The organism is Micromonospora sp. NPDC049836, from assembly GCF_044465125.1.
In the GTDB taxonomy this organism is placed as follows: domain Bacteria; phylum Actinomycetota; class Actinomycetes; order Mycobacteriales; family Micromonosporaceae; genus Micromonospora.
On record NZ_JBITLH010000003.1, the window covers coordinates 675,871 to 699,097 of the forward strand.

Genomic DNA, 23,227 nt, shown 5'->3' on the forward strand with positions numbered 1-23,227 from the left:
GGACCATCCGTCCGGGCCCGGACCCGACCCCCGACCCGGAGACCTCCGTGCCGCTCCCCAGCCCCGCCCGCGTACGCCGGCACCACCGGGCCGCCGACCGCACCGAGCACCTCTGGTCGGTCCGTACCCAGCTGCTCGCCCCGATCCTGGTCGCCACCGTGGGCCTGGTGGTGCTCGGCGCCACCCAGACCGACTCCGCGCTCGCCGCGTCCGCCGACGCCGACCGGGCCCGCGTGCTCGCCGGCACCGCCACCGACACCGTACGGCTGGTGCACGAGCTGGAGCGGGAACTCGGCGAGACGGCCGCGCTGCGCCAGCGCGGCGGCACGTCCGGCCGCCCGCTGGTGGACGCCCAGCGGCGCCGGGTCGACGCGGCCGTGGAACGCTACCGGTCGGCCAGCGGCGCGGCCCGCCGGGCCGCGCCGGACCTGAAGGCGGTGCTCAACGACGCGGACGGTCAGCTCGACCAGCTCAACCCCACCCGTCAGCTCGCGCTCGGCGGCAACCGGGCCGACCCGTCGTACGTGGTGATGGTCGAGTCGTTGCTCGCCGTCGCCGACGCCCTGCCGGCCCAGTTGCGCGACGCGGCCCTGGCCAACGGGGCCCGGCAGGTGGCCGCGGTGGCCGCCCAGGAGCACCTGGCGTCGCTGGAGCGGGACCTGTTGCGGGGCGTCTTCGTCCGGGGTGCGCTCGCCCCCGGCGAGCTGGCCGGGCTGGGCCGGCTGCGCGGCGCCCGGGAACAGCGCCAGGCCGAGTTCCTGCGGATCGCCACCGGCCCGGCGAACACCGCCTGGTACCGGTTGATGTCCGGCGGCGACGTGGAGACGGCCCGCCGGATGCGCGACGGGGTGCTGGCCACCGACGGCGGGCCCGCCGCGCTGGAGACCGACGGCGACGCCTGGTACGTGGCGCAGAGCGGGACGATCCGCCGCTACAACCTGCTCGGCCGGGAACTCTCCGAGGACCTGGACCGGGACGCCGCCGCGCTGGCCCGGACCGCCCGGCAGCGGGCCCTGATCACCGCCGGGGCGACCAGCACCGTGGCGCTCGGTTCGCTGCTCACCGCCGTGCTGCTGGCGGTACGCACCAGCCGCCGGCTGCGCCGGCTGCGGGTCGCCGCGCTCACCATGGCCAACCGGGAGCTGCCGGAACGGATCACCGCGATCGCGGCCGGCGAGGGCTCCTCGGGGGACGGTACGGCGACCCGGCTGACCGCCGGCATCCGGCGCGGCCGGGACGAGGTGGCCCAGGTCGCCGAGGCGTTCGACACGGTGAACCGGGCCGCGCTGCGGCTCGCCGGTGAGCAGGCCGAGCTGCGGCTCGACGTGACCCGGATGGCCGAGGCGCTGGCCCGGCGGATCCGTACCCTGATCACCCGCCAGCTGCGCCTGCTCGACGAGTTCGAACGCGAGGAGACCGACCCGGACGCCCTGGAACGCTTCTTCGCGCTGGACCACCTGGCCGCCCGGCTGCGCCGCAACGGCGAGAACCTGCTCGTGCTGGCCGGTGGCGAGCCGGGCCGCGGGCACGAGGGCGCCCTGCTGCTGGACGATGTGATCCGGGCCGCGGCCTCCGAGATCGAGGACTACCCGCGGGTGGAGGTGGACGTGCCGACCGCGGCGGTGCACGGCGCTGCGGTCGGCAACCTGGTGCACCTGCTGGCCGAGCTGCTGGAGAACGCCACCGTCTACTCGCCGCCGGCCTCGCCGGTGCTGGTGGACGGCCGGCGGACTGTGGACGGGCTCACCCTGCGCGTGCACGACCAGGGCATCGGCATCAGCGACAGCCGGCTGGCCACCATCAACGAGCGGCTCGCCGCGCCGGCCACCCTGTCCAGCGCGGCGGCCGGCAGCATGGGCCTGCACGTGGTGGCGCACCTGGCCGCCCGGCACGGCATCCGGGTGCAACTGCACAACACCGGCACCGGCACGGTCGCCCAGGTGGAGGTGCCCGAGGCGGCGCTCACCCGGGTCGAGGCGGTCAGCCGGCGGCCGGCGATGGAGGGGCGGCCGGTGGCCGGCCGGGGCGCGCCCTGGTTCCGGCCCCGGCCGGGCGGGCCGGCGGCCCGGCCGGTCGGCGGCGCCCGGCGGGACCTGGTCGTCACGCCGACCGCCCTGCCGAACAGCCCGACCGTGGTCGTGCCGGTGGTGGGCGGTCCGCCGCCCGCCGGCCCGGCCCGCGGCGTGGCCAGCGTGCGCCCGCCGGGCTTCGCGGTGCTGCCGCCCAGCGCCGCCCGGGTCCGGCCCGCCGACGGCGCCGGGTCCCCGTCGACCACCGCCAGCGGCCTGCCCCGGCGGGCCCGGGGCGGCCAGTTGCCCGCACCGATGCCCGCCCCCGCGACGCCGCCCCGCCCGGAGGCGGACCTGCTCGACCCCGAGGTGGTACGCGCCCGCCTGTCCGCCCTCGCCGAGGGGGTGGCCAGCGCGATGCGCCGTGCCCCGCACCCCACACCCAACGGGAGAACCCCATGAGCTCATCCGTGACCGCCGGACTCGACTGGCTGCTGGCGAACTTCGCCGAGCAGGTGCCCGACGTGTCGCACGCCCTCGCGGTGTCCGAGGACGGCCTGCGCCTGGCCTCCTCCCCGGACCTCTCCCCCGACCAGGTGGACCAGCTCGCCGCGGTGATCAGCGGCCTGGCCAGCCTGACCGTCGGCGCCGCCCGGCTGATGTCGGCCGGCCGGGTACGCCAGCAGATCGTCGACATGGACGGCGGCGTGCTGCTGGTGATGGCGGTCGGCGAGCGGGCCCTGCTCGGTGTGCTCGCCGCCCCCGGCTGCGACCTGGGCCAGATCGGCTACGAGACGGCCACGCTGGTCCAGCGGGTGGCGGAGGCCCTGGAACCGGCGGTCCGCCGGTGACCGGCCGCGCCCGGCGGTTGCTGGCCGCGCTGCTGCCGGCCGCCCGGCGGTTGCTGGCCGCGCTGCTGCCGGCCGTCCTGGTGGCCGGCTGCGGCACGGCGGACCCCGGGCCGAAGACCTGGCACGACGGGCGGATCTTCCTGGCCACCGGCAACACCACCGGCGTCTACTACCAGCTGGGCGGCGGCTACGCGGACGTGATCAGCCGGCACCTGCCCGGCTACGAGGCGCGGGCCGAGCCGACGGGCGCCTCGGTGGAGAACATCAACCGGCTGACCAGCGGTGACATGGAGGTCGCGTTCAGCCTGGCCGACACCGCGGCGGACGCGGTCACCGGGCGCGGCGCCTTCGAGGGCCAGCCGCAGCCGGTACGGGCGCTGGCCCGGATCTACAGCAACTACACCCACCTCATCGTCCGCGCCGACGGGAAGATCGACACCTTCGCGCAGCTGCGCGGCAAGCGGGTCTCGACCGGGTCGCCGAAGTCCGGCACGGACATCATCGCCGGTCGGTTGCTGACCGCGGCCGGGATCGACCCGGACCGGGACATCCGGCGGCTCACCCTGTCGCTGCCGGAGACGGTGAAGCAGATGCGCTCCGGCGGGGTGGACGCCATGTTCTTCTCCGGCGGCCTGCCCACCCCGGGCGTGAAGGACCTGCTGTCCAGCGCGCCGGGCACCTTCCGGCTGCTGCCGCTGGCGGAGCTGATCGAGCCGCTCTCCGCCCGGTACGGCTCGGTCTACACCACGTCGACGCTGCCCGGGGCCGTCTACGGCACGTCGGCGCCCACCCCGACCATCACGGTGTCGAACGTCATCCTGGTCAGCGCGGACATGCCGGACGATCTCGCGTACGACCTGACCCGGATGCTCTTCAGCTACCAGGGCGAGCTGATCAAGGTGCACCCGGAGGCGGCGAACTTCACCCGGGACAGCGCGGCCGCCACCGACCCGATCCCGCTGCACCCGGGGGCCGCCCGGTACTACCGCGGCGGCTGAGCCGTCAGACGTCGGCGGGGGTGGTGGCGGCCCGGGCCGCGCCGACCAGGTGGTCGGTCTCGGCGGTCACCGCCTCGTCGTCGACCGGCGTGCCCGGGTCGTAGCGGACCGTCCAGGTCAGCCCGTCGACGCCGGGGACCCGGCGGGCCGCGATGCGGGCCGCCCCGCCGGGCACCGGCTGGTGCGCCGTGTACGCCACCGAGCGGGTCACCCGGGCGCGTACCTGGTGCGGCAGCTCGCCCGGGTCGAGCAGCAGGTACGTCTCGGCGGGGCCGTCGGCCACCACGAGGTAGCCGTCCCGCTCGGCGACCCGCTCGGCGGGGGTGACGGTCAGTTCCCGGCCGGACCAGACGGCCTTGAGCACGTCGTGCCAGCCCAGCCGGTGCCCCCGGCCGGGCAGCCAGAGCCCGAGGTTGCTGGCCACCACCACGCCGTCGCCCTCGCCGTTGCCGACGCCGGCCCAGGCGAGCACGCGTTCCTCGGCGGCCAGCGGCGGCCGGTCGGCGGGCGGCAGCTTCGGCTTGCGGTTGAACAGTCCCATCACAGCCCTCCGGCGGCCTGCTCGCGCAGGGCCCGCGCGTGCTGTTCCAGCGAGAGCAGTTCCCCGAAGAGCGCGAAGTACTCGTCCTTGTTGCTCACCGGGTTGATCCGCTGGATCTTCGACTTGAGGTCCTTGATCCGGCCGGTGACCGAGCCCCACTGGAGCCGGGCCATCGTGATCGAGACGTACCGGGGGTCGGGTTCGCCGTCGATGCGCAGCGGCTCGACGGCCAACTCGCCGACGAGGGCCTGCGCGGCCAGGTCGGCGCAGGCGTCCCGGACCTGCTCGATCCAGACCGCGCCGGCCGCGGCGGTCGCCGCCCCGCCGGCCGCCGCGATGGCCGCCCGGACCACCTGGTGCACCGGGTGCCGGTATTCGCCGGCCTCGACCGCGTCGAACATCGGGCCGGCCAGCACCGGCTCCTGGAGGGCGAGCTTCAGCGCCTCCCGCTCGACCTTCGACTGTGGGCTGTCCAGGCTCGGGGCGGCCGGGCCGGGGCGGGTCGGCCCGGACCCGCCGGCCCCGGCCGGCTGGCCGGATCCGGCGGCCAGCACGGCCCGCTGCACCGGCTCGATCTCCATGCCGAGGTCACCGGCGAGCTTGCGGACGTACTCGGGGCGCTTCTCCCGGTCCTTGATCTTGGCGACCAGGGGGGCGGCCCGGCGCATCGCCTCCACCCGGCCGTCGACCGTGTCCAGGTCGTACCGGTTGATCACGTGGCGCAGCGCGAAGTCGACCAGCGGCTCGCGGCGCGCGACCAGGTCCCGGACCGCCAGGTCGCCCTTGGCCAGACGCAGCTCGCACGGATCCATGCTGTCCGGGCTGACCGCGATGAAGGTACGCCCGACGAAGCGCTGGTCGTCCTCGAAGGCGCGCAGCGCGGCCTTCTGCCCGGCGGCGTCCCCGTCGAAGGTGAAGATGATCTCGCCGGCCACCGCGTCGGTGTCCATCAGCAGCCGGCGCAGCACGCTGATGTGGTCGGCGCCGAACGCGGTGCCGCAGGTGGCCACGGCGGTGCTCACGCCGGCCAGGTGGCAGGCCATCACGTCGGTGTAGCCCTCGACCACGACCACCTTGCCCTGCTTGGCGATCTCCCGTTTGGCCAGGTCGATGCCGTAGAGGACGTGGGATTTCTTGTAGATCGGCGTCTCGGGGGTGTTCAGGTATTTCGGGCCGTCGTCGTCGGCGAAGAGCTTGCGGGCGCCGAAGCCGATCACGTCGCCGGTGAGGTCCCGGATCGGCCAGAGCAGCCGGCGGCGGAACCGGTCGATCAGGGTGCCCGAGCGGGACGGCCGGGACAGCCCGGCGGTGACCAGCTCGTCGTGGCTGAAGCCCTGCTGGCGCAGGTGCTTGGTGAGCAGGTCCCAGGCATCGGGGGCGAAGCCGCAGCCGTAGCGCTCGGCGGCGGCCCGGTCGAAGCCCCGCTGGGCCAGGAACTCCCGGGCCGGCCGGGCGCCGGCGGTGCCGAGCTGGGCGCGGTAGAACTCGACCGCGGCGGCGTGCGCGGCCACCAGTCGCTGCCGCTGCCCCTGCTGCGGCCGGGGGCGGGGGGCCGACCGGTCGTCCTCGACGTAGCGCAGCTGGAGGCCGGCCCGGGCGGCGAGCCGCTCGACGGACTCGACGAAGCTCAGGTGCTCGGCGTCCATCAGGAACTTGATCGCGTCCCCGCCGGCCCCGCAGCCGAAGCAGTACCAGACGTTACGGGCGGGCGAGACGTTGAACGAGGGGCTCTTCTCGTCGTGGAACGGGCACAGCCCCTTGAGGTTGCCGCCGCCGGCCGACTTGAGGGTGACCACCTCGGAGATCACGTCGGCGATGGAGCTGCGCTCGCGGACCAACGCGATGTCCTCGTCCCGGATCCGCCCCGCCATCTCCGCCACCTCCTCGGCGTACATCCTGCCCTGCCGGACCGACGATCCGGCGGCGGGGGCACGGCCGTGTGGCGGAGCCCGCCCCGGGCCCCCTCCCGGGGTGGAGCCGGCACCCGACCGCGGCATGTCGGGCCCTTTCCGGCGGCGGAGGCCCCGACATGCCGCATCCCGTTCAATGATCAGGAGGCCCGGTCGGCGCGGCCCGCTCCCGTCCCGATCCGGGGGAAGGGCTCGATGGAGAAGACCACCTCGACCGGCACCTCGAAGTACGCGGCGATCCGCAGCGCCAGGTGCAGGCTGGGCCGGAACTCGCCGCGCTCCAGGTAGCCGACCGTCTGGTAGTGCACGCCCAGCGCGTCGGCGAGCTGCCGGCGCGAGATGCCCCGCTCGGCGCGCAGCACCGCGATCCGGTTGTGCACGGTCTCACTCATCGACGCCACTCACCCGACCCGCTGGATGGCCCGTTCCCGCCGAGCGGCCATCCGGGAACCGGACTCCCGGCGGGCCATCCGGCGCAGCACGACGGGGGCGAGGACGAGCCCGAGCACCGCCCAGGCACCCAGCACCCCGACCGTCTCCAGGTGCCGCCACGACCCGCCGAGCTCCACCGCGGCCAGGTCGTCCGGGAGCAGGGCCGAGCGCATGCCCAGCCCGAGCCAGTAGATCGGGAAGACCTGGGCGATCGCCTGCAACCAGCCGGGGTAGCCGTTGATCGGGTAGAAGATGCCGGAGAGCGCGATGAGCCCCATCGTCGGCAGCATGACCAGCCCGAGGTTGCGCGGGTTCTCAATCAGGGAGCCGATGACCGCACCGATGGGCAGGGTGGCGACCAGGCCGAGCAGCGCCACCGCGAGCAGGCCGAGCCAGGCCCCCGGGCGGGCCAGCTCCAGCCCGTCCAGGAAGAAGATCGCCGGCAGGAGCTGGAGGAGCATGCTCAGCATCGCCACCGTGGAGAGCAGGACGATCTTGCCGATCAGGTAGCCGAGCATGCCGTTCGGGGTGGCCTTGACCCGCAACAGCGTGCCGTCCTCCCGCTCCACGACGAGCTGTGAGGCGAGCATCAGCATGCCGCCGAAGGCCAGCCCCATGCCGAGCGCGCTGGGCAGCGTACGGGCGCCGAGGGAGAAGGTCGTGCCGGGCACCGTGGACCCGCGCATGAAGAACATGGTGACCAGCAGGACGACCGTGGGGAAGAAGTAGTTCCACAGGTCCTGGCCGTTGGTGAAGGTGTTGCGCAGCTCGATCAGGCCGCGCCGCAGTCCGGCCCGGACGGCCGCCGTGGTCGGGTTCATGCCTCGCTCCCCTGCTGCCAGACCCGGGCGGCCCCGCCGGCCCGCGCCCCGGACTCCTGCTCGTAGACCAGTGCCATGTACGCGTCCTCCAGGCTGGCCCGGCGGACCTCCAGCTCCTGCACCTCGTCGCCGTGCTGGGTCAGCAGCTCCCGGACGAAGCTGGTGGCGTCGGCGGTGGCGTGCACGAACCGCTCCCCGCCCCGGGTCCAGCGGATCTCGGCGTCCCCGGCGACCCGGCGGGCCAGCTCGTCCGGCGAGCCGTCGGCGATGATCCGGCCGCCGGCCAGGATGAGGATCCGGTTGGCCAGCTTCTCCGCCTCGTCCAGGTCGTGCGTGGTGAGCAGGATGGTGGTCTCGTCCAGGTCGGCGAGGCGGTGCACCAGCTCGTGGAACTCGCGCCGGGCCGCCGGGTCGAAGCCGACCGTCGGCTCGTCCAGGAAGAGCAGCTCGGGGCGGCCCACGATGCCGACGGCCACGTCGAGCCGGCGGCGCTGGCCACCGGAGAGCTGGTGCACCCGCTTGTCGGCGTGCGGGGTGAGGCCCACCGCGTCCAGCAGCTCGTCGACCGGCCAGGGGCGCGGGATCCGCTCGGTGGAGTAGGCCCGGTAGAAGATGCCGAGGTGGTCCAGCAGGTCACGGACCTTCCACTTGCCGTGGTCGCGCCACGACTGGAGCACCACGCCGAGCCGGGCGCGCCACCGCTCGTCGCCCCGGCCGGGGTCGACGCCGAGGACGCTGACCTCCCCGGCGGAGCGCATCCGGAAGCCCTCCAGGATCTCGATCGTGGTGGTCTTGCCGGCCCCGTTGGGCCCGAGCAGGGCGAGCACCTCGCCGCGCCGGGCAGTGAAGTCGACACCGTGCAGCACATCCGTGCTGCCGTAGCGCATCCGCAGGTCCCGGACGTCGAGGACGAGGTCCTTGCCGGGTGGGTGCGGGGTCTCGGCGACGCCCGCCAGTTCGACCGCAGTCATACCGCAGAATGTAGCACCTCTACTACATCCCTCGGGGGCCGTGGCCGCGGCGTGACGCGCGGGGCGGGAACGAACGGCGGGGACGAGCCGCGCGGTCAGGCGACCAGCGCGTCGGACTCCTCGGCCTCGACCTGGGCGTTCCAGTCGCGCTTGGTGGAGCGCCAGCCCTCGTCGTCCATGCCGCGGCGCCAGTAACCGGAGATGGAGAGCGCCTCGCGGGGCAAGCCACGCTCGATCCGCAGCAGCCGGCGCAGCTCCTTGACGACGCTCGCCTCGCCGTGCACGAACGCGTGCACCGCGCCGGGCGGGAAGTCCAGCGCCCGGACCGCCGCCACCAACGCCTGGCCGACCGGGCGGCCGGCCCGGTGCAGCCAGCGCAGCTCGACCGCGCCGGGACTGGCCAGCGGCAACTCGTCGGCCGCCCCGTCGACCTCGACGAACACCCGGGCCGGGGCGCCGGCGGGCAGCCGCTCCAGCGCGGCGGCGATGGCCGGCAGCGCGCTCTCGTCGCCGACCAGCAGATGCCAGTCGGCGGCCGGGTCGGGGGCGTACGCCCCGCCGGGGCCGACGAAGAGCACCCGGTCGCCGGGGCGCAACCCGGCCGCCCACGGCCCGGCCAGCCCCTCGTCGCCGTGGTACACCACGTCCACGGTCAGCTCGCCGGCCGCCGCGTCCCAGGCGCGCACCGTGTAGGCCCGCAGCCGCGGCCACTGCTCGGCCGGGAACTGCCGTTTGATGGTGGCCAGGTCGGTCGGGTGCGGGTAGCTCACCCCGGCCGGCGGGAAGACGAACTTCAGGTAGTGGTCGGTGTACGCGCCCACCGGCAGGCCGGCCAGTTCCTCCCCGCCGAGCACGAGCCGGATCAGGTGCGGGGTGGGCCGCTCGGTCCGGACGACCGTGGCGGCGGTGACCATCTTGGGGCGCTCCGTCATGCTTCTTAGGCTAGCCTAAGTTGCGCCGGTGCCCCACGGGGGCGGTCAGCGGACCAGCCGGGTGTGCCAGGCCACGGCGGCCGGGTCGGTGAGCGAGGCCACCTGGTCGATCACCACCCGCTGCCGCGCCGCGTCGTCGGGCGCCTCCCGCCACAGCGGGGCGAAGACCGGGTCGAGCGCGTCCGGAGCCCGGTCGAGCAGCACGGCGACCAGCTCGGCGAGGACCTCCCGCTGCCGGGCGTACCGGGGGCCGGAGCCGGGGCGGCGCATCACGTAGCGCAACGCGATGCCCTTGAGCAGCGCGCACCGGGCCCGGATCCGGCGCGGCACCACCAGGTCGGCGGCGTACCGGCGGTGCGGGCCGGGACCGTGCCGCTCCTCGGTGGCGGCCACCACGCCCGACACGAACCGGCCGGTGAGCACGCTGGTGGTGGTCTTCAGCGCGGTCAGCGCCCGGTGGCTGCCGTCGTACGCGGCGAGCGGGGCGAGCGCCGGGTCGGCGAGCAACTCGGCGAGCACCTCGCCGAGGTCCTCCGGGGCCTCCCCGGAGTACGCGGTCGCCACGTCGGCGCAGAGCGCCCGCCGCTCGTCGGCGTCGGCCAGCAGCGGGCGCAGGCTGACGTACCCGCCGTGGATGCCGTCCTCGACGTCGTGCACCGAGTACGCCACGTCGTCGGCCCAGTCCATCACCTGCGCCTCGAGGCACCGCCGGTCACCGGGCGGGGCGCCGGCGCGCAGCCAGTCGAAGACCGGGCGGTCGTCGGCGTACACCCCGAACTTGCGCCGGCCGGGACGGCGCGGCCAGGGATATTTGCCGACCGCGTCGAGCGAGGCCCGGGTCAGGTTCAGCCCGACGGAGCGGCCGTCGGGGGCGAGCACCTTGGCCTCCAGCCGGGTCAGCACCCGCAGCGTCTGCGCGTTGCCCTCGAAGCCGCCGCAGCCGGCGGCGAGCTCGTCCAGGGCGTCCTCGCCGTTGTGCCCGAACGGCGGGTGCCCGAGGTCGTGCGCCAGGCCGGCGGTGTCCACCACGTCCGGGTCGCAGCCGAGCCGGGCGCCCATCTCGCGGGCGATCTGCGCCACCTCGAGGGAGTGGGTCAGCCGGGTACGCAGGAAGTCGTCGGTGCCGGCGGTGTGCACCTGGGTCTTCGCGGCGAGCCGGCGGAACGCCGCCGAGTGCAGCACCCGGGCCCGGTCCCGCTCGTACGGGGACCGCCCGTACCCGGTGTCCTTGGGCGCCTCGGCGACCAGGCGCGCCGCGTCGTCAGGGCCGGGACCCGTGGTCAACCCTCATCCCGGCTGCCGTGCCGCCGCTGTTGGCGACTGCGGGCTCGCAAAACCGGCTCACTCCTCGCGCTCACCGGGCCACCGCTGCTCGCGACTGCGGGGCTCGCAAAACCGGCTCACTCCTCGCGCTCACCGTGCCACCGCTGTTCGCGACTGCGGGGCTCGCAAAACCGGCTCACTCCTCGCGCTCACCGGGCCACCGCTGTTCGCGACTGCGGGGCTCGCAAAACCGGCTCACTCCTCGCGCTCACGCAGCACGCAGAACTCGTTGCCCTCCGGGTCGGCCAGCACCGTCCAGTCGACGCTCCCCTGGCCGATGTCGACGTGCCGGGCGCCCATGTCGACCAGCCGCTCCACCTCGGCCTCCAGATCGGTCGGGCGCAGGTCGATGTGCAGCCGGTTCTTGCCCTCCTTGGGCTGGGCGACCGGGACGAAGACGATGCCGGGCAGCGAATCGGGGGTGCGGCGGATCTCCACCTCGTCCGGCTTGTCGCTGATCACCTGGTAGCCGAGCGCCTCGGCCCACCAGTGGGCGAGCCGGGACGGATCCTGGGCGTCGACCGTCAGGTTCTCCCAGACGCTGCTCATGCGGCCACCTTCCTGATCGGCACGTGCGCGGTAGCTCAGGTTACGCCGGGCGGCCCGGAATGGCGCGCCCAGCAAGCCGGTGGACGCGACACGGGGCCGCCGGCAGGTCGCCGGCGGCCCCGTACGCGGCGGATCAGCGGGAGTCGGAACCGGTGGTGGTGATCGCCGCGCGGCCGGCTTCCAGCCGGGCGACCGGCACCCGGAACGGCGAGCAGGAGACGTAGTCGAGCCCGACGGAGTGGAAGAAGTGCACCGAGTCGGGGTCGCCGCCGTGCTCGCCGCAGACGCCGAGCTTCAGCCCCGGCCGGGCCGCCCGGCCCTCCTCGGCGGCGATCCGGACCAGCCGGCCGACGCCCTCCCGGTCGATCGACTCGAACGGCGAGATGCCGAAGATGCCCAGCTCCAGGTAGCGCCAGAAAAACGCGCCCTCGACGTCGTCGCGGGAGAAGCCCCACCCCATCTGGGTGAGGTCGTTGGTGCCGAAGGAGAAGAACTGCGCCGCCTCGGCGATCTGGCCCGCGGTGAGCGCCGCCCGGGGCACCTCGATCATGGTGCCGATCAGCACCTCGACGCCGCTGTCCCCGACCACCTCGGCGATGATCTTCTCGGCCTCGGCGCGTACCGTCTCCAGCTCCTGGACCGCGCCGACCAGCGGCACCATGATCTCCGGGCAGGCCGTACCGCCGTCGCGGACGACCGTCACGGCGGCCTCGGCGATCGCCCGGACCTGCATGGCGAACAGGCCCGGGATGACCAGGCCGAGCCGGACCCCGCGCAGGCCCAGCATCGGGTTCTCCTCGTGCATCCGGCGCACGGCGGCGAGCAGCGCCTCCTCCTTGGCGACGTCCTCGCCGCGCTCCTGGGCGACCGCCACGTTGACCGCGAGCTGCTCCAGCGGGGGCAGGAACTCGTGCAGCGGCGGGTCGATCAACCGCACGGTGACCGGCAGGCCGTCCATCGCGCGGAAGATCTCGATGAAGTCGGCCCGCTGCAACGGCAGCAGCGCGGCGAGCGCGTCCTCCCGCTCCCGGTCGGTCGAGGCCAGGATCAGCCGCTCGACCAGCTCGCGGCGGTCGCCGAGGAACATGTGCTCGGTGCGGCACAGGCCGATGCCCTCGGCCCCGAACCGCCGCGCCCGGGCCGCGTCCTCGCCGGTGTCGGCGTTCGTCCGGACCGCCAGCCGCCGCGTGGCGTCGGCGTGGGTCATGATCCGGTGTACGGCCCGGACCAGCGGGTTGTCGACGTGCGCGGGGTCGAGGCTGCCCTCGAAGTACTGCACGACCTCCGACGGCATGACCGGCACCTCGCCGAGGTAGACCTTGCCGGTGGTGCCGTCGATGGAGACGACGTCGCCCTCGTTGACGGTCTGCCCGGCGACCGTGAACCGCTTCGCCGGCACGTTCACGTCGATCTCGTCCGCGCCGGAGACGCAGGTCTTGCCCATGCCGCGGGCCACCACGGCGGCGTGGCTGGTCTTGCCGCCCCGCGAGGTGAGGATGCCCTTCGCGGCGATCATGCCGTTGAGGTCGTCCGGGTTGGTCTCCCGGCGGACCAGGATCACCGGCTCGCCCTGGGCGGCCAGCTCGACGGCCCGGGCCGAGGTGAAGACCACCTTGCCGGAGGCGGCGCCGGGCGAGGCGCCGATGCCCTTGGCCACCGGCTGGAACTCGTGGTCGAGCTGGAAGCGCGGGAACATCAGCTGGGCGAGCTGGGCGCCGTTGACCCGGTGCAGCGCCTCGTCCAGGTCGATCAGGCCCTCGTCGACGAGCTGCCCGGCGATGACGAACGCGGCGGCCGCGGTGCGCTTGCCGACCCGGGTCTGGAGCATCCAGAGCTTGCCGCGCTCGATGGTGAACTCGATGTCGCAGAGGTCCTTGTAGTGCTCCTCCAGCCGGGCCATGTAGCTGAGCAGCTCGTCGTAGGACTTCTTGTCGATCCGCTCCAGCTCCTGCAACGGCACGGTGTTGCGGATGCCGGCGACCACGTCCTCGCCCTGCGCGTTGACCAGGTAGTCGCCGTAGATGCCCTGCGCGCCGCTGCCCGGGTCGCGGGTGAACGCCACCCCGGTGCCGGAGTCCGCGCCGAGGTTGCCGAAGACCATGGCCACCACGTTGACCGCGGTGCCCAGGTCGGCCGGGATGCGCTCCTGCCGGCGGTAGACCACCGCGCGCTCGGCGTTCCACGACTCGAAGACCGCGCGGATGGCTAGGTCGAGCTGCTCGCGCGGCTCCTGCGGGAACTCCCGGCCGGTGTGCTTGGCGAAGATCTTCTTGTACGCGTCGACCAGCGCGCGCAGGTCGTCGGCGTCCAGGTCCAGGTCGTTCTGCGTGCCCTTGGCGCGCTTCGCCTCGTCGAGGGCGTGCTCGAACTCCTCGCCCGGAACCTCGCAGACGGTCTTGCCGAACATCTGGATCAGCCGGCGGTAGGAGTCCCAGGCGAACCGGTCCGCGCCGCCGGAGGCGGCCCGGTCGGCACCGCCACCCGCCTGGTTGCTCAGCCCGACCACGCTGCGGTCGTTGAGGCCCACGTTGAGGACGGTCTCCATCATGCCGGGCATGGAGAACTTGGCCCCGGAGCGGACGGAGACCAGCAGCGGGTCGTCGGGGTCGCCGAGCTTGCGGCCCATGCCGCGTTCCAGCGACTCCAGGTGCGCCTCGATCTGCCCGGCCAGCCCGTCCGGCTCGCGACCGGTCGTCAGGTACGCCTTGCAGGCTTCGGTGGTGATCGTGAAGCCGGGCGGCACCGGCAGGCCGAGATTGGTCATCTCGGCCAGGTTGGCCCCCTTGCCGCCGAGCAGGTCCTTGAGATCCTTGTTGCCCTCGGCGAAGTCGTAGACGTACTTGTGCTCGACCGTTTCCTGCGCTGCCACCAGAGCCTCCCACGCGCGCCATTGACACTTAACGAAGGTTCAGTTCGGACATACCCCGAGACCAAGCACCGGTAATCCCGGCGTCGTCAGCGGTCGGTGGGCGAAGGCTAAGCGAACTTCGAGGGGCCTGGGACCGTTCGGTGACAATCGGCACAAGCATCACGACTATCCGCGTCCGTACCGGTTTTTGGGAACGCTTCCACGCGCACGATTACGCAATTCCGGATCCCCTCGTACTCTTGACGGCACTGGTTCTGCTGAACCTGACCATTGCCATATCCCGCGCAAATACACCCCGGGAGCCGTCGCCGTGCCGACCACCCCCACCGCCCCCACCGGGAGCGATCCCGAGCCGCTCCCCGCCGTCCCCGCCGGCAGCGGTCCCGAGCCGCTCGACCGCCTCCCCGGCCGGCAGCCCAGCGCCGGCGAGCTGGCCCGCACCGCCGCCCGCCGCGCCGGGGACCTGCTCGCGCCGGCTGCGCCGGTCCGCCTCGGCGACGTGGTGCCCGCGCCCGAGCGGGTGATCCCGGACCCGGCGGCGGACTTCACCCTGCCGGCGGACGCGGTGATCCGGGTCGGCACCGACCCCGCCGCCCGGGACGTCGCCGAGCAGCTGGCGCAGTGGCTGCGCCCGGCCACCGGCTTCCCGCTACCGGTCGCCGACGCGCCCACCGCCGACGGCCCGCTCCAGCTGACCCTGTCCACGGCCCCCCTCCCCGCCGCCCCCGCCCCGGACCACAGCGCGGAGCCGGGTGGCGGCGCGGGGCCGGGCGATGCGGCGGGTGCCGAGAGCGGGTTGGGCGACGAGGGGTATCGCCTGGCCGTGTCCCGCGACGGCGTACGGATCACCGCCGCCACCGCGGCCGGGTTGTTCCACGGCGCGCAGACGCTGCGGCAGCTGCTGCCCGCCGCCATCGACAGCCCCACCCCGGTCGCCGAGCGGTGGGCGGTGCCCGGCGGCACCATCGTCGACCGGCCGCGCTTCCCCTACCGGGGCGCGATGCTCGACGTGGCCCGGCACTTCTTCGCCGTCGAGGACGTGCTGCGGGTCGTCGACCACCTGGCCCGGTACAAACTCAACCACCTGCACCTGCACCTCACCGACGACCAGGGCTGGCGGATCGCCGTCGACTCCTGGCCCCGGCTCGCCGAGGTGGGCGGCGCCACCGAGGTCGGCGGCGGTCCCGGCGGGTGGTACCGCAAGGCCGACTACCAGCGGATCGTCGAGTACGCGGCCCGCCGGCACGTGACCGTGGTGCCGGAGATCGACCTGCCCGGGCACACCAACGCGGCCCTGGTCGCGTACCCGGAACTCGCGCCCGGCAAGATCCCGCCGCCGCCGTACACCGGCACCGAGGTGGGCTTCAGCTACGTCGACCCGGCCGACGAGCGGACGTACGACTTCGTCGCCGACGTGGTCGGTGAGGTGGCCGAGCTGACCCCCGGCCGGTGGCTGCACCTCGGCGGCGACGAGGCCTTCAAGGTCAAGGGCGCGGCCTACACCGGCTTCGTGGAGCGGGCGCAGCGGATCGTCGCGGCCACCGGCAAGACCGTGGTCGGCTGGCACCAGCTCGCCCCGGCGGAGCACCTCGACGGGCGGGTCCTGCAATGGTGGGGCACCAACGGCGACGACCCGGAGACCGCCGACGCGGTACGCCGGGGCGCCCGGGTGATCCTCTCCCCCGGCAACCGCGTCTACCTGGACATGAAGTACGCCCCGGACACCCCGATCGGGCACGACTGGGCGGGCCTCATCGACGTACGCCGGGCCTACGACTGGGATCCGGGTACGCACCTCACCGGCGTACCGGTCGAGGCGGTGCTGGGCGTGGAGGCGCCGCTCTGGACCGAATCGGTCACCACGCTCGCCGAGGTGGAGTTCATGCTCTTCCCCCGCCTGCCCGCTGTCGCGGAACTCGGCTGGTCGCCCCGCTCCACGCACGGATGGGATGCCTTCCGCCAGCGGCTCGCCGCCCACGGCCCGCGCTGGGCCGCCGCCGGCATCACCTTCCACCCTTCCCCGGATATCCCATGGCTGGCGCAGCCCGCCCCGGTACCTCCCACCCGGCGCAGCCCCGACACCACGGCCGACACCCACTGAGCCGCCGCCAACCGGGCCCAACACCATTCGCGGACCGCGAACCGGCCATCAAGCACCGGCCTCAACCTGGACGCGACGCCCGAGCATGGCGCGCTGCCGAAATCCCATCGCGGGCTGCGGCCGCGCGTCTGCCCGGGCGTTCCGGATTTGGGCGTGGGCGGTGGGGGGCCGTTGGGTGGTTTGGGGGCTGCCGTCCGGTGGTCGGGGTCACCGGCAGGGTGGAATCATGCGGGGGTCGGGGTCGTTGAACATGGCAGACCGTAGAGCAGCCCACCCCCCAGGGGTGCGGGAGCCCGGCCGGAATGATCGGCCACCGGCCGTCGTTACACCCCCGGCACCGCGCACCACCCGGTCCACCCGGGTCAAGGCCGAGGGGAACGATCCCCGGCCCCGGGCCGTTACATCCCCCGGGACCGTGCACCACCGGTCCAACCCGGGGATATCGGCGAGGTCGAGGGAATCACTTCCCCGCCGCCGACCGGTACACCCCGGCACGCCCGAGCAGGTCACCCCCCCCTGACCGCCGGGCATCCCCCAAAGACTTTCCCCCCCTTTTGCGCGCGGCAGCAGACACCCCCCTTGTGTGGCTGTCGCGTCACCCCCGATCAGAGAGGCACTCATCATGCGTACCACTCTGCTGCGTAACACCGTCCTGACCGCCGCCGGCTTCGCCGCCACCGCCGGTGGCATCGCCGGCCCCGCCATCGCCGCCCACGCCGCCCCCGCGGAGAAGACCACGCAGGTCAGCACCGACCGCAAGGGCCACGGCGAGCGCGAACTCAACGTCCGCTACGAAGCCCAGCCCAACTTCTACTACTGCGGCCCCGCCGCCACCCGCAACGCCCTGTCCGTGCTCGGCAAGAACATCGACGTGGACGCCATGGCCAAGGAGATGGGCACCACCGAGGCCGGCACCAACAGCATCAACGACATCACCCCCGTCCTGAACAAGGAAACCGGCAAGACCTACCACTCGGTGGAAATCAAGGACCCCAAGGCCGACGACAAGCAGACCGAGCGGCTGCGCGCCGACATCGTGCGCACCGTCGACGACGGCCGCGCCGTGGTCGCCAACATCGCCGGCACCACCACCGACACCGACGGCAACACCCACTCCTTCGAAGGCGGCCACTACATCAGCGTCACCGGCTACCACGACGGCGGAAAGACCGTCACGATCGCCGACTCGGCCGACCCGAACATGGCCTCCTACCGGATGAGCGTCGACAACCTCGCCGACTGGATCGCCACCCGCGGCTACAGCGCCTCCTGACGATCCGAGCAACACCCGGCAGCCCGAGCAACACCCGAAAGGGCCCGACCCCACGAGGGGTCGGGCCCTTTCGGCACGTCAGCCGCCGGAGTCGTCCAGCTCGGCACCGTCCGGCGGGGTGTCGTCGTCGCGGCTGGCCAGCCAGCCGTCGGGCAGGAACACCTTGCCCGGGGAGTTGGTCCGACCGCGTGGCTGCCCCAAGTTCTCCACCGGGAACGGCACGGCCGGGTCGAGCTTGCCGAGCAGGTCGTCGAGCTGGGCCAGGCTCTCGATCATGGCGAGCGAGCGGCGCAGCTCGCTGCCGATCGGGAAGCCCTTGAGGTACCAGGCGACGTGCTTGCGGAAGTCGGTGCAGCCGTCCCGCTCACCCCGCGCCGGGTTGCGGGCGCCCGCCACGAACTGGTCGACCAGCAGCTCGGCGTGCCGGCGCATGGTCGCCGCCACCTCGCCGAGGCTGGGCAACCGCCGCTCGGCACGCCCGTTGAAGGCGGCCTCCAGGTCGGCGAAGAGCCACGGCCGGCCCAGGCAGCCGCGCCCGATCACCACGCCGTCCACCCCGGTGTGGTCGACCATCCGCAGCGCGTCGTCGGCCTCCCAGATGTCGCCGTTGCCCAGCACCGGCACGTCCAGCGCCTGCTTCAACGTGGCGATGGCGTCCCAGTCGGCGGTGCCCGAGTAGCGCTGCGCGGCCGTACGCCCGTGCAGGGCGACCGCCGCGACGCCGGCGTCCTGGGCGGCCAGCCCCGCCTCCACGTACGTCAGGTGGTCGTCGTCGATGCCCTTGCGCATCTTGACGGTGACCGGCACCCCGGCGGGTGACGCGGCGTCCACCGCGGCCCGCACCAGCCGGGCGAAGAGCCGGCGGCGCCACGGCAGGGCCGAGCCGCCGCCGCGCCGGGTGACCTTCGGGACCGGGCAGCCGAAGTTGAGGTCGATGTGGTCGGCGAGGTCCCGCTCGACCACGATCCGCACGGCGGCGGCGGTGATCTCCGGGTCGGTGCCGTAGAGCTGGAGGCTGCGCGGTTGCTCCTCGGCGCCGAAGGCGATCATGCGGAGCGTCTTCGGGTTCCGCTCGACCAGCGCCCGGGTCGTGATCATCTCGCAGACGTAGATGCCGCCGCCCTGCTCCCGGCAGAGCCGGCGGAAGCCCACGTTGGTGATCCCGGCCATCGGCGCGAGCACCACCGGCGGCCACACCTGGTGCGGCCCAAGAGTCAGCGGGCGCGGCGCGGTGGTGGTCGGAGCGGTCACCTGACCAGTGTAGGGAGCGGTTCTCGGGTATCGCCGCCTACCGGGCCGCCACCCCCTGCGGCGCGGGCGACGGCGCGCCGCCGGGCTCCCCCGCCGGCATGATCAGCAGCAGCGCGAGGGCGCCCAGTCCTCCCGCGACGGCACCGATGAACTGCACGACGCCGTAGCCGACCCCGGCGGCGAGCAGCGTGAGGAAGATCGCCACGGCGATCGCCCCGGCCACGTGAGTGGTCGACTCGAACACCGCCGAGGCGGTCCCCTGGTCGGCCGGCGGCGCGTGACCGACACACACCCGGGTCAGCCCGACGTAGATCGGGCCGGCGCTGAGCCCCCAGGCGACGAGGATGGTCACCACGAGCACCAGCGGCCCGCCCGCGTTGACCGCGACCAGCGCGAGGGTGACCGCGCACAGGACCAGGGCGGCCGTCACGACCCGCCGTGCGCCGAACCTGCGGATCAGCGCGCCGGCCGGAGCGGCACTGACCAGCGCGCCGAGCAGCACCGGGGCCAGCACCAGCCCGGCGCCCGCCGGGGACAGGCCGTGGACCTCCTGGAGGTACAGACTGCCCACGACCACCACCACCGCGTACGCGGCCGAGTGTGCGGCGAAGGCGAGGCAACCGGCGACCAGCCGGCGCGACCGGAGCAGGGACGGCCGGACCAGCGGGTCGGCCACCCGCCGCTCGACGCGTACCAGCAGGAACAGCAGCAGGACGGAGGCGGCCAACGCGCCGAGCGCGACCGGTTCCGGACCCGACTCGGCGATCCGGTTGGCGCCGAAGATCAGCGCGAGCAACGCGCCGGTGGCCAGGACCGCCCCGGCGAGGTCCAGTCGCTGCCGGCCACCAGGATCGGGCCGGCTCGCCGGCAGCAGCAGCCGGGCCGCCACCACCGCCACCAGCCCGACCGGCACGGTAGCCAGGAAAACCCAGCGCCAGCCCAGGTGCGAGGTGATCAGGCCGCCGACGATCGCACCGGCCAGACCGGCCGTGTTCGCGGCGGCGGCGACCACCGCGAACACCCGGCTGCGCCACGGCTCGTCCGGGAAGAACGTCGCCGCAGACGCCAGGGTCGCCGGGATGGCGAGGGCCGCGCCGGCGCCCTGCAGGACCCGGCCGAGCAGCAGCGGAAGCAGCGTGGTCGCGAGCCCGGCCAGGACCGAGCCGAGAGTCGCCAGGGCGAGGCTGCCGACGATCAGCGGGCGGCGCCCCCACACGTCGCAGAGCCGGCCCCCGAGCAGCAGCAGGCCGCCGATGCTCAGCGAGTACAACGTCACGACCCACTGCAGGCGGGCCGGGTCGAGGCGGAACTCCGCGCCGATGCGCGGCAGCGCGGTGGCCACCGCCAGGCTGTCGAAGAGCACCAGGAACATGGCACTGGCCAGGACCAGGGCGGTGGGCCAGGGGTGCACCGCCACCGCGCGCGCCGGGGTGACGGACGGTTCGGTGGTCGCCTGCCGCATCTCGCCCCCTGCGCTGCCGGTGAGGGACCTGCTACCCGGGCGGTCCCGGCGGCTAACGGCAACCGGCGCGCGGGATTCAGACATGTCGACCTGTCGTCCCGCCCCGGAGGCACGGAGAAGGGCGCCGTCACCGACGGCGCCCTTCTCCGTACGAGGTCAGCAGCCGGGCAGGCGCTCGATCAGGTAGCGCTCGACCTGGTCCAGGGAGACGCGCTCCTGGGCCATGGTGTCCCGGTTCCGCACGGTCACCGCGTTGTCGTCCAGGGTGTCGAAGTCGACGGTGACGCAGAACGGCGTGCCGATCTCGTCCTGGCGGCGGTAGCGGCGGCCGATGGCCTGCGAGTCGTCGAACTCGACCACCCAGCGCTTGCGCAGGTCGGTGGCGAGCTGCTTGGCCTTGGGCGAGAGCGCCTCGTTGCGGGACAGCGGCAGCACCGCCACCTTGACCGGGGCCAGCCGCGGGTCGAAGCGCATGACGGTGCGCTTGTCCACGCCGCCCTTGGTGTTCGGCGCCTCGTCCTCGTCGTACGCCTCGAGCAGGAACGCGAGCACCGCGCGGGTCAGGCCGGCGGCCGGCTCGATCACGTACGGGATCCAGCGCTCGCTCTTGGTCTGGTCGAAGTACGACAGGTCGACCCCGGAGTGCTTGCTGTGCGTGGAGAGGTCGAAGTCGGTGCGGTTGGCGATGCCCTCCAGCTCGGCGAACTCCGAGCCGCCGAACTGGAACCGGTACTCGATGTCGACGGTGCGCTTCGAGTAGTGCGAGAGCTTCTCCTTGGGGTGCTCGTAGAAGCGCAGGTTCTCCTCGGACAGGCCCAGGTCGAGGTACCAGTTCCAGCGCTCCCGCAGCCAGTACTCGTGCCACTGCTCGTCGGTGCCCGGCTCGACGAAGAACTCCATCTCCATCTGCTCGAACTCGCGGGTCCGGAAGATGAAGTTGCCCGGGGTGATCTCGTTGCGGAACGACTTGCCGGTCTGCGCGATGCCGAACGGCGGCTTCTTGCGGGCGACCGTCTCCACGTTCTTGTAGTTGACGAAGATGCCCTGGGCGGTCTCCGGGCGCAGGTAGTGCATGCCCTCGTCGCTCTCCACCGGGCCCAGGTAGGTCTTCATCAGGCCGTTGAACATCTTCGGCTCGGTGAAGGTGCCCTTGTTGCCGCAGTTCGGGCAGTTCAGCTCGGACAGCGAGGTGAGCGGCTTGCCGTGCTTCTCGGCGTACGCCTCTTCCAGGTGATCGGCGCGGAACCGCTTGTGGCAGGACTGGCACTCGGTCAGCGGGTCGACGAACTCGGCGATGTGGCCGCTGGCCTCCCAGACCTGGCGGGCCAGGATGACCGCCGAGTCCAGGCCGACGACGTCGTCGCGCTGCTGGACCATGGTCCGCCACCACTGCCGGCGGACGTTCTCCTTGAGCTCCACGCCGAGCGGACCGTAGTCCCACGCCGACCGGGTGCCCCCGTAGATCTCGCTGGAGGGGAAGACGAAGCCTCGGCGCTTGGCGAGGCTGACGACGGCGTCGATACGGTCGGCTGGCATGTTTCCTCCTACGCCGGCTGGCGGTCGGCGGGGGCGATGTGAGTGGAACCGGACGGTTCGGGACAACGGTACGACCGCCGGAGTCCCGAGCCCAGCAGAATACCGGGGCCCGGTCAGCTCACCCCACACACCTCCATGCCGCCCGTCTGCTGGTCCGGCGCGAGGGTCACCGTCTGGGCCTCCCGTTTGCCGCCGGCGAGGGTCACGTCGACCGGCACGGTCAGCGACTGCGGGTCCACCTCGCCGACCCGGTAGCCGGAGATCTGCGGTTCGGTGGCCACCCGCTGCTCGAACTCCGAGCGGGACTCGCGTCGCCGGGCGTCGTCGCAGAGCTGGTCGTACGCCTTGGACCAGTCCTTCTCGACGAGGGCCTGGTAGTAGTCGTCGGTGACCGCCCGGCCCTGTTCCTCGACGGCCTGGACGTTGCTCACCGCCAGCCCGACCACCGCGGCGCCGCCACCGCCGCAGCAGAGCAGCACGGCGAGCGCGCCCACGCCGAGGCCGAGCCAGAGGCGGGCCCGCCGGCCCTCGGTGGGCGGGGCGGCGAAGGGCGGGGCGACCCCGGGACCGGGCGGGGGTGCGGGAACGCCGGGGTCCGCCGGCGAGTCCGGTGCCGCGGGCGCGTCGGACGGCACGGGATGCGGGGGTGGGGCGGCCGGGCCGGGTGCGGTCATACGCCAGAGGGTAGTGCCCTCCGCGTCACCGGTAAGGACCTGCGGCCCGATCACTGGCGACGATGACGATCTCGCCCTCCGGCGCGGCGCTGGCGAGGGTCTCGTACGCCGACGGCTCGTCGACGGACTGGGCCAGCAGCGGCACGGCGGTGACCTTGACGTCGAAGCCGCCCAGCGCCCGCCGGTACGCCCCGACCGAGTCCCATTCGGTGAGCAGGCACCAGTGGGCCGGGTCGTCGAACGCGCGCAGCAACTCGCCACGCCGGTAGCCGGGGCGGGCGGCGAGCGCGGTGAGGGCGGCGTGCGCCCGTTCGGTGAACTCGGCCGCGCCGTCGGGGGCGACCACGAACCGGTTGGTGACCAGCACCGGCTTCCTCCTCGTAGAGTCTGTGGGATGGAGCGTACGCAGACCCCCCTGCTGGCCCGGTTGTCCCGGCTCAACCCGACGGTGGTGTTCCTGGCCACTCTGGTCGTGGTGCTGGTGGGGCTCTTCGCCCCCGGCGCGCTCGGCGGCGGGGTGCTGCTGGCGTTGGCCGCGGTGCTGGTGTGGCTGATGGTGGTCACCTGGCCGGTGCAGGCGGTGGGCACGCGGGTGCTGCGCCTGGTGATGCTGACGCTGCTGCTCGCGGTGGCGCTGGCCAAGTTGCTGTGAGCCGCCCGCCCGGGCGGACATGCAATCATGCGTTTTTGACAATCAATTTCGTTATCGCGGACAGTTGACGGC

At 73.6% G+C, this 23,227-nt stretch carries 19 protein-coding genes and 1 pseudogene; 6 read left to right on the plus strand and 14 right to left on the minus strand.

Features of this window, described 5'->3' with window-relative positions; all coding sequences use genetic code 11:
* Nucleotides 1-47: 47 nt before the first annotated feature.
* From ACIBPB_RS11000 to ACIBPB_RS11010, 3 genes are read left to right on the plus strand one after another with little or no spacing between them, the layout of a single operon-like run.
* A complete protein-coding gene (locus tag ACIBPB_RS11000; RefSeq protein ID WP_396839367.1) occupies nt 48-2,471 on the plus strand; it encodes a nitrate- and nitrite sensing domain-containing protein in 2,424 nt (807 codons plus the stop codon).
* Nucleotides 2,468-2,860: a roadblock/LC7 domain-containing protein gene (locus tag ACIBPB_RS11005; RefSeq protein WP_046571842.1), complete on the plus strand. Its 393-nt coding sequence runs from the start codon at nt 2,468-2,470 to the stop codon at nt 2,858-2,860. The genes ACIBPB_RS11000 and ACIBPB_RS11005 overlap by 4 nt, the downstream gene beginning before the upstream one ends.
* On the plus strand, nt 2,857-3,858 hold the full coding sequence (locus ACIBPB_RS11010) for a TAXI family TRAP transporter solute-binding subunit (protein ID WP_396839368.1): 1,002 nt from the start codon (nt 2,857-2,859) through the stop codon (nt 3,856-3,858). Before ACIBPB_RS11005 ends, ACIBPB_RS11010 begins: the two co-directional genes overlap by 4 nt.
* 4 nt (nt 3,859-3,862) lie before the next feature.
* On the opposite strand, the gene ACIBPB_RS11015 is transcribed toward ACIBPB_RS11010, so the two are convergent.
* The 9 genes from ACIBPB_RS11015 to ppdK form a co-directional block, all read right to left on the minus strand.
* On the minus strand, nt 3,863-4,399 hold the full coding sequence (locus tag ACIBPB_RS11015; RefSeq protein WP_046571845.1) for a hypothetical protein: 537 nt from the start codon (nt 4,397-4,399) through the stop codon (nt 3,863-3,865).
* Nucleotides 4,399-6,294: a DNA primase gene (gene dnaG / locus ACIBPB_RS11020; protein ID WP_396839369.1), complete on the minus strand. Its 1,896-nt coding sequence runs from the start codon at nt 6,292-6,294 to the stop codon at nt 4,399-4,401. The genes ACIBPB_RS11015 and dnaG overlap by 1 nt, the downstream gene beginning before the upstream one ends.
* Before the next feature lie 155 nt (nt 6,295-6,449).
* Nucleotides 6,450-6,701 carry a helix-turn-helix transcriptional regulator gene (locus tag ACIBPB_RS11025; RefSeq protein WP_396839370.1) on the minus strand — a complete coding sequence of 84 codons (252 nt, stop codon included), beginning with the start codon at nt 6,699-6,701 and terminating at the stop codon, nt 6,450-6,452.
* A gap of 9 nt (nt 6,702-6,710) precedes the next feature.
* The gene (locus ACIBPB_RS11030; protein ID WP_046571847.1) at nt 6,711-7,562 is read right to left on the minus strand and encodes an ABC transporter permease; all 852 of its coding nucleotides are present in this window, start codon (nt 7,560-7,562) and stop codon (nt 6,711-6,713) included.
* Nucleotides 7,559-8,533, minus strand: coding sequence for an ABC transporter ATP-binding protein (locus ACIBPB_RS11035; protein ID WP_396839371.1), 975 nt, complete (start codon nt 8,531-8,533; stop codon nt 7,559-7,561). Before ACIBPB_RS11035 ends, ACIBPB_RS11030 begins: the two co-directional genes overlap by 4 nt.
* A gap of 95 nt (nt 8,534-8,628) precedes the next feature.
* On the minus strand, nt 8,629-9,465 hold the full coding sequence (locus ACIBPB_RS11040) for a siderophore-interacting protein (RefSeq protein WP_396839372.1): 837 nt from the start codon (nt 9,463-9,465) through the stop codon (nt 8,629-8,631).
* Nucleotides 9,466-9,510: 45 nt separating this feature from the next.
* Nucleotides 9,511-10,749, minus strand: a complete 1,239-nt coding sequence (locus ACIBPB_RS11045; RefSeq protein ID WP_396839373.1) for a deoxyguanosinetriphosphate triphosphohydrolase — start codon at nt 10,747-10,749, stop codon at nt 9,511-9,513.
* Between the two features lie 234 nt (nt 10,750-10,983).
* Nucleotides 10,984-11,337 (minus strand): VOC family protein, encoded by a 354-nt coding sequence (locus ACIBPB_RS11050; RefSeq protein ID WP_396839374.1) that lies wholly within the window; start codon nt 11,335-11,337, stop codon nt 10,984-10,986.
* 133 nt (nt 11,338-11,470) lie between these two features.
* A complete protein-coding gene (gene ppdK / locus ACIBPB_RS11055) occupies nt 11,471-14,206 on the minus strand; it encodes a pyruvate, phosphate dikinase (RefSeq protein WP_396839375.1) in 2,736 nt (911 codons plus the stop codon).
* A 310-nt stretch (nt 14,207-14,516) separates the two neighbouring features.
* On the opposite strand from ppdK, the pseudogene ACIBPB_RS11060 reads away from it, so the two are divergent.
* Both ACIBPB_RS11060 and ACIBPB_RS11065 read left to right on the plus strand, forming a co-directional pair.
* Nucleotides 14,517-16,305 (plus strand): annotated as a pseudogene (locus ACIBPB_RS11060) (beta-N-acetylhexosaminidase); the annotation flags it as partial.
* A gap of 624 nt (nt 16,306-16,929) precedes the next feature.
* Nucleotides 16,930-17,580 (plus strand): C39 family peptidase, encoded by a 651-nt coding sequence (locus ACIBPB_RS11065; protein ID WP_396839376.1) that lies wholly within the window; start codon nt 16,930-16,932, stop codon nt 17,578-17,580.
* 78 nt (nt 17,581-17,658) lie between these two features.
* Here ACIBPB_RS11065 and dusB read toward each other — a convergent pair whose 3' ends face one another.
* The 5 genes from dusB to ACIBPB_RS11090 all read right to left on the minus strand — a co-directional run bounded on the left by dusB (nt 17,659) and on the right by ACIBPB_RS11090 (nt 22,870).
* Nucleotides 17,659-18,831, minus strand: a complete 1,173-nt coding sequence (gene dusB, locus ACIBPB_RS11070) for a tRNA dihydrouridine synthase DusB (protein WP_396839377.1) — start codon at nt 18,829-18,831, stop codon at nt 17,659-17,661.
* 37 nt (nt 18,832-18,868) lie between these two features.
* Nucleotides 18,869-20,293, minus strand: coding sequence for an MFS transporter (locus ACIBPB_RS11075; protein WP_396839378.1), 1,425 nt, complete (start codon nt 20,291-20,293; stop codon nt 18,869-18,871).
* A gap of 156 nt (nt 20,294-20,449) precedes the next feature.
* Nucleotides 20,450-21,829: a glycine--tRNA ligase gene (locus ACIBPB_RS11080; RefSeq protein WP_396839379.1), complete on the minus strand. Its 1,380-nt coding sequence runs from the start codon at nt 21,827-21,829 to the stop codon at nt 20,450-20,452.
* 113 nt (nt 21,830-21,942) lie between these two features.
* Nucleotides 21,943-22,503: a hypothetical protein gene (locus ACIBPB_RS11085; protein WP_396839380.1), complete on the minus strand. Its 561-nt coding sequence runs from the start codon at nt 22,501-22,503 to the stop codon at nt 21,943-21,945.
* A 25-nt stretch (nt 22,504-22,528) separates the two neighbouring features.
* Nucleotides 22,529-22,870 carry an antibiotic biosynthesis monooxygenase family protein gene (locus ACIBPB_RS11090; RefSeq protein WP_396839381.1) on the minus strand — a complete coding sequence of 114 codons (342 nt, stop codon included), beginning with the start codon at nt 22,868-22,870 and terminating at the stop codon, nt 22,529-22,531.
* A 27-nt stretch (nt 22,871-22,897) separates the two neighbouring features.
* Here ACIBPB_RS11090 and ACIBPB_RS11095 point away from each other — a divergent pair, with 27 nt between their 5' ends.
* Entirely contained in the window at nt 22,898-23,155 is a 258-nt protein-coding gene (locus ACIBPB_RS11095; RefSeq protein WP_357322506.1) for a DUF6703 family protein, read from the plus strand.
* Nucleotides 23,156-23,227 lie beyond the last annotated feature (72 nt).

What these genes read in the sequence shown, in the direction of transcription:
- ACIBPB_RS11005 (WP_046571842.1), top strand. Translation starts at nt 2,468, where the DNA reads ATGAGCTCATCCGTGACCGCCGGACTCGACTGGCTGCTGGCGAACTTC.
- ACIBPB_RS11015 (WP_046571845.1), bottom strand. Translation starts at nt 4,399, where the DNA reads ATGGGACTGTTCAACCGCAAGCCGAAGCTGCCGCCCGCCGACCGGCCG.
- dnaG (WP_396839369.1), bottom strand. Translation starts at nt 6,294, where the DNA reads ATGTACGCCGAGGAGGTGGCGGAGATGGCGGGGCGGATCCGGGACGAG.
- ACIBPB_RS11025 (WP_396839370.1), bottom strand. Translation starts at nt 6,701, where the DNA reads ATGAGTGAGACCGTGCACAACCGGATCGCGGTGCTGCGCGCCGAGCGG.
- ACIBPB_RS11030 (WP_046571847.1), bottom strand. Translation starts at nt 7,562, where the DNA reads ATGAACCCGACCACGGCGGCCGTCCGGGCCGGACTGCGGCGCGGCCTG.
- ACIBPB_RS11035 (WP_396839371.1), bottom strand. Translation starts at nt 8,533, where the DNA reads ATGACTGCGGTCGAACTGGCGGGCGTCGCCGAGACCCCGCACCCACCC.
- ACIBPB_RS11040 (WP_396839372.1), bottom strand. Translation starts at nt 9,465, where the DNA reads ATGACGGAGCGCCCCAAGATGGTCACCGCCGCCACGGTCGTCCGGACC.
- ACIBPB_RS11050 (WP_396839374.1), bottom strand. Translation starts at nt 11,337, where the DNA reads ATGAGCAGCGTCTGGGAGAACCTGACGGTCGACGCCCAGGATCCGTCC.
- ACIBPB_RS11065 (WP_396839376.1), top strand. Translation starts at nt 16,930, where the DNA reads ATGCGTACCACTCTGCTGCGTAACACCGTCCTGACCGCCGCCGGCTTC.
- ACIBPB_RS11075 (WP_396839378.1), bottom strand. Translation starts at nt 20,293, where the DNA reads ATGCGGCAGGCGACCACCGAACCGTCCGTCACCCCGGCGCGCGCGGTG.
- ACIBPB_RS11080 (WP_396839379.1), bottom strand. Translation starts at nt 21,829, where the DNA reads ATGCCAGCCGACCGTATCGACGCCGTCGTCAGCCTCGCCAAGCGCCGA.
- ACIBPB_RS11085 (WP_396839380.1), bottom strand. Translation starts at nt 22,503, where the DNA reads ATGACCGCACCCGGCCCGGCCGCCCCACCCCCGCATCCCGTGCCGTCC.
- ACIBPB_RS11095 (WP_357322506.1), top strand. Translation starts at nt 22,898, where the DNA reads ATGGAGCGTACGCAGACCCCCCTGCTGGCCCGGTTGTCCCGGCTCAAC.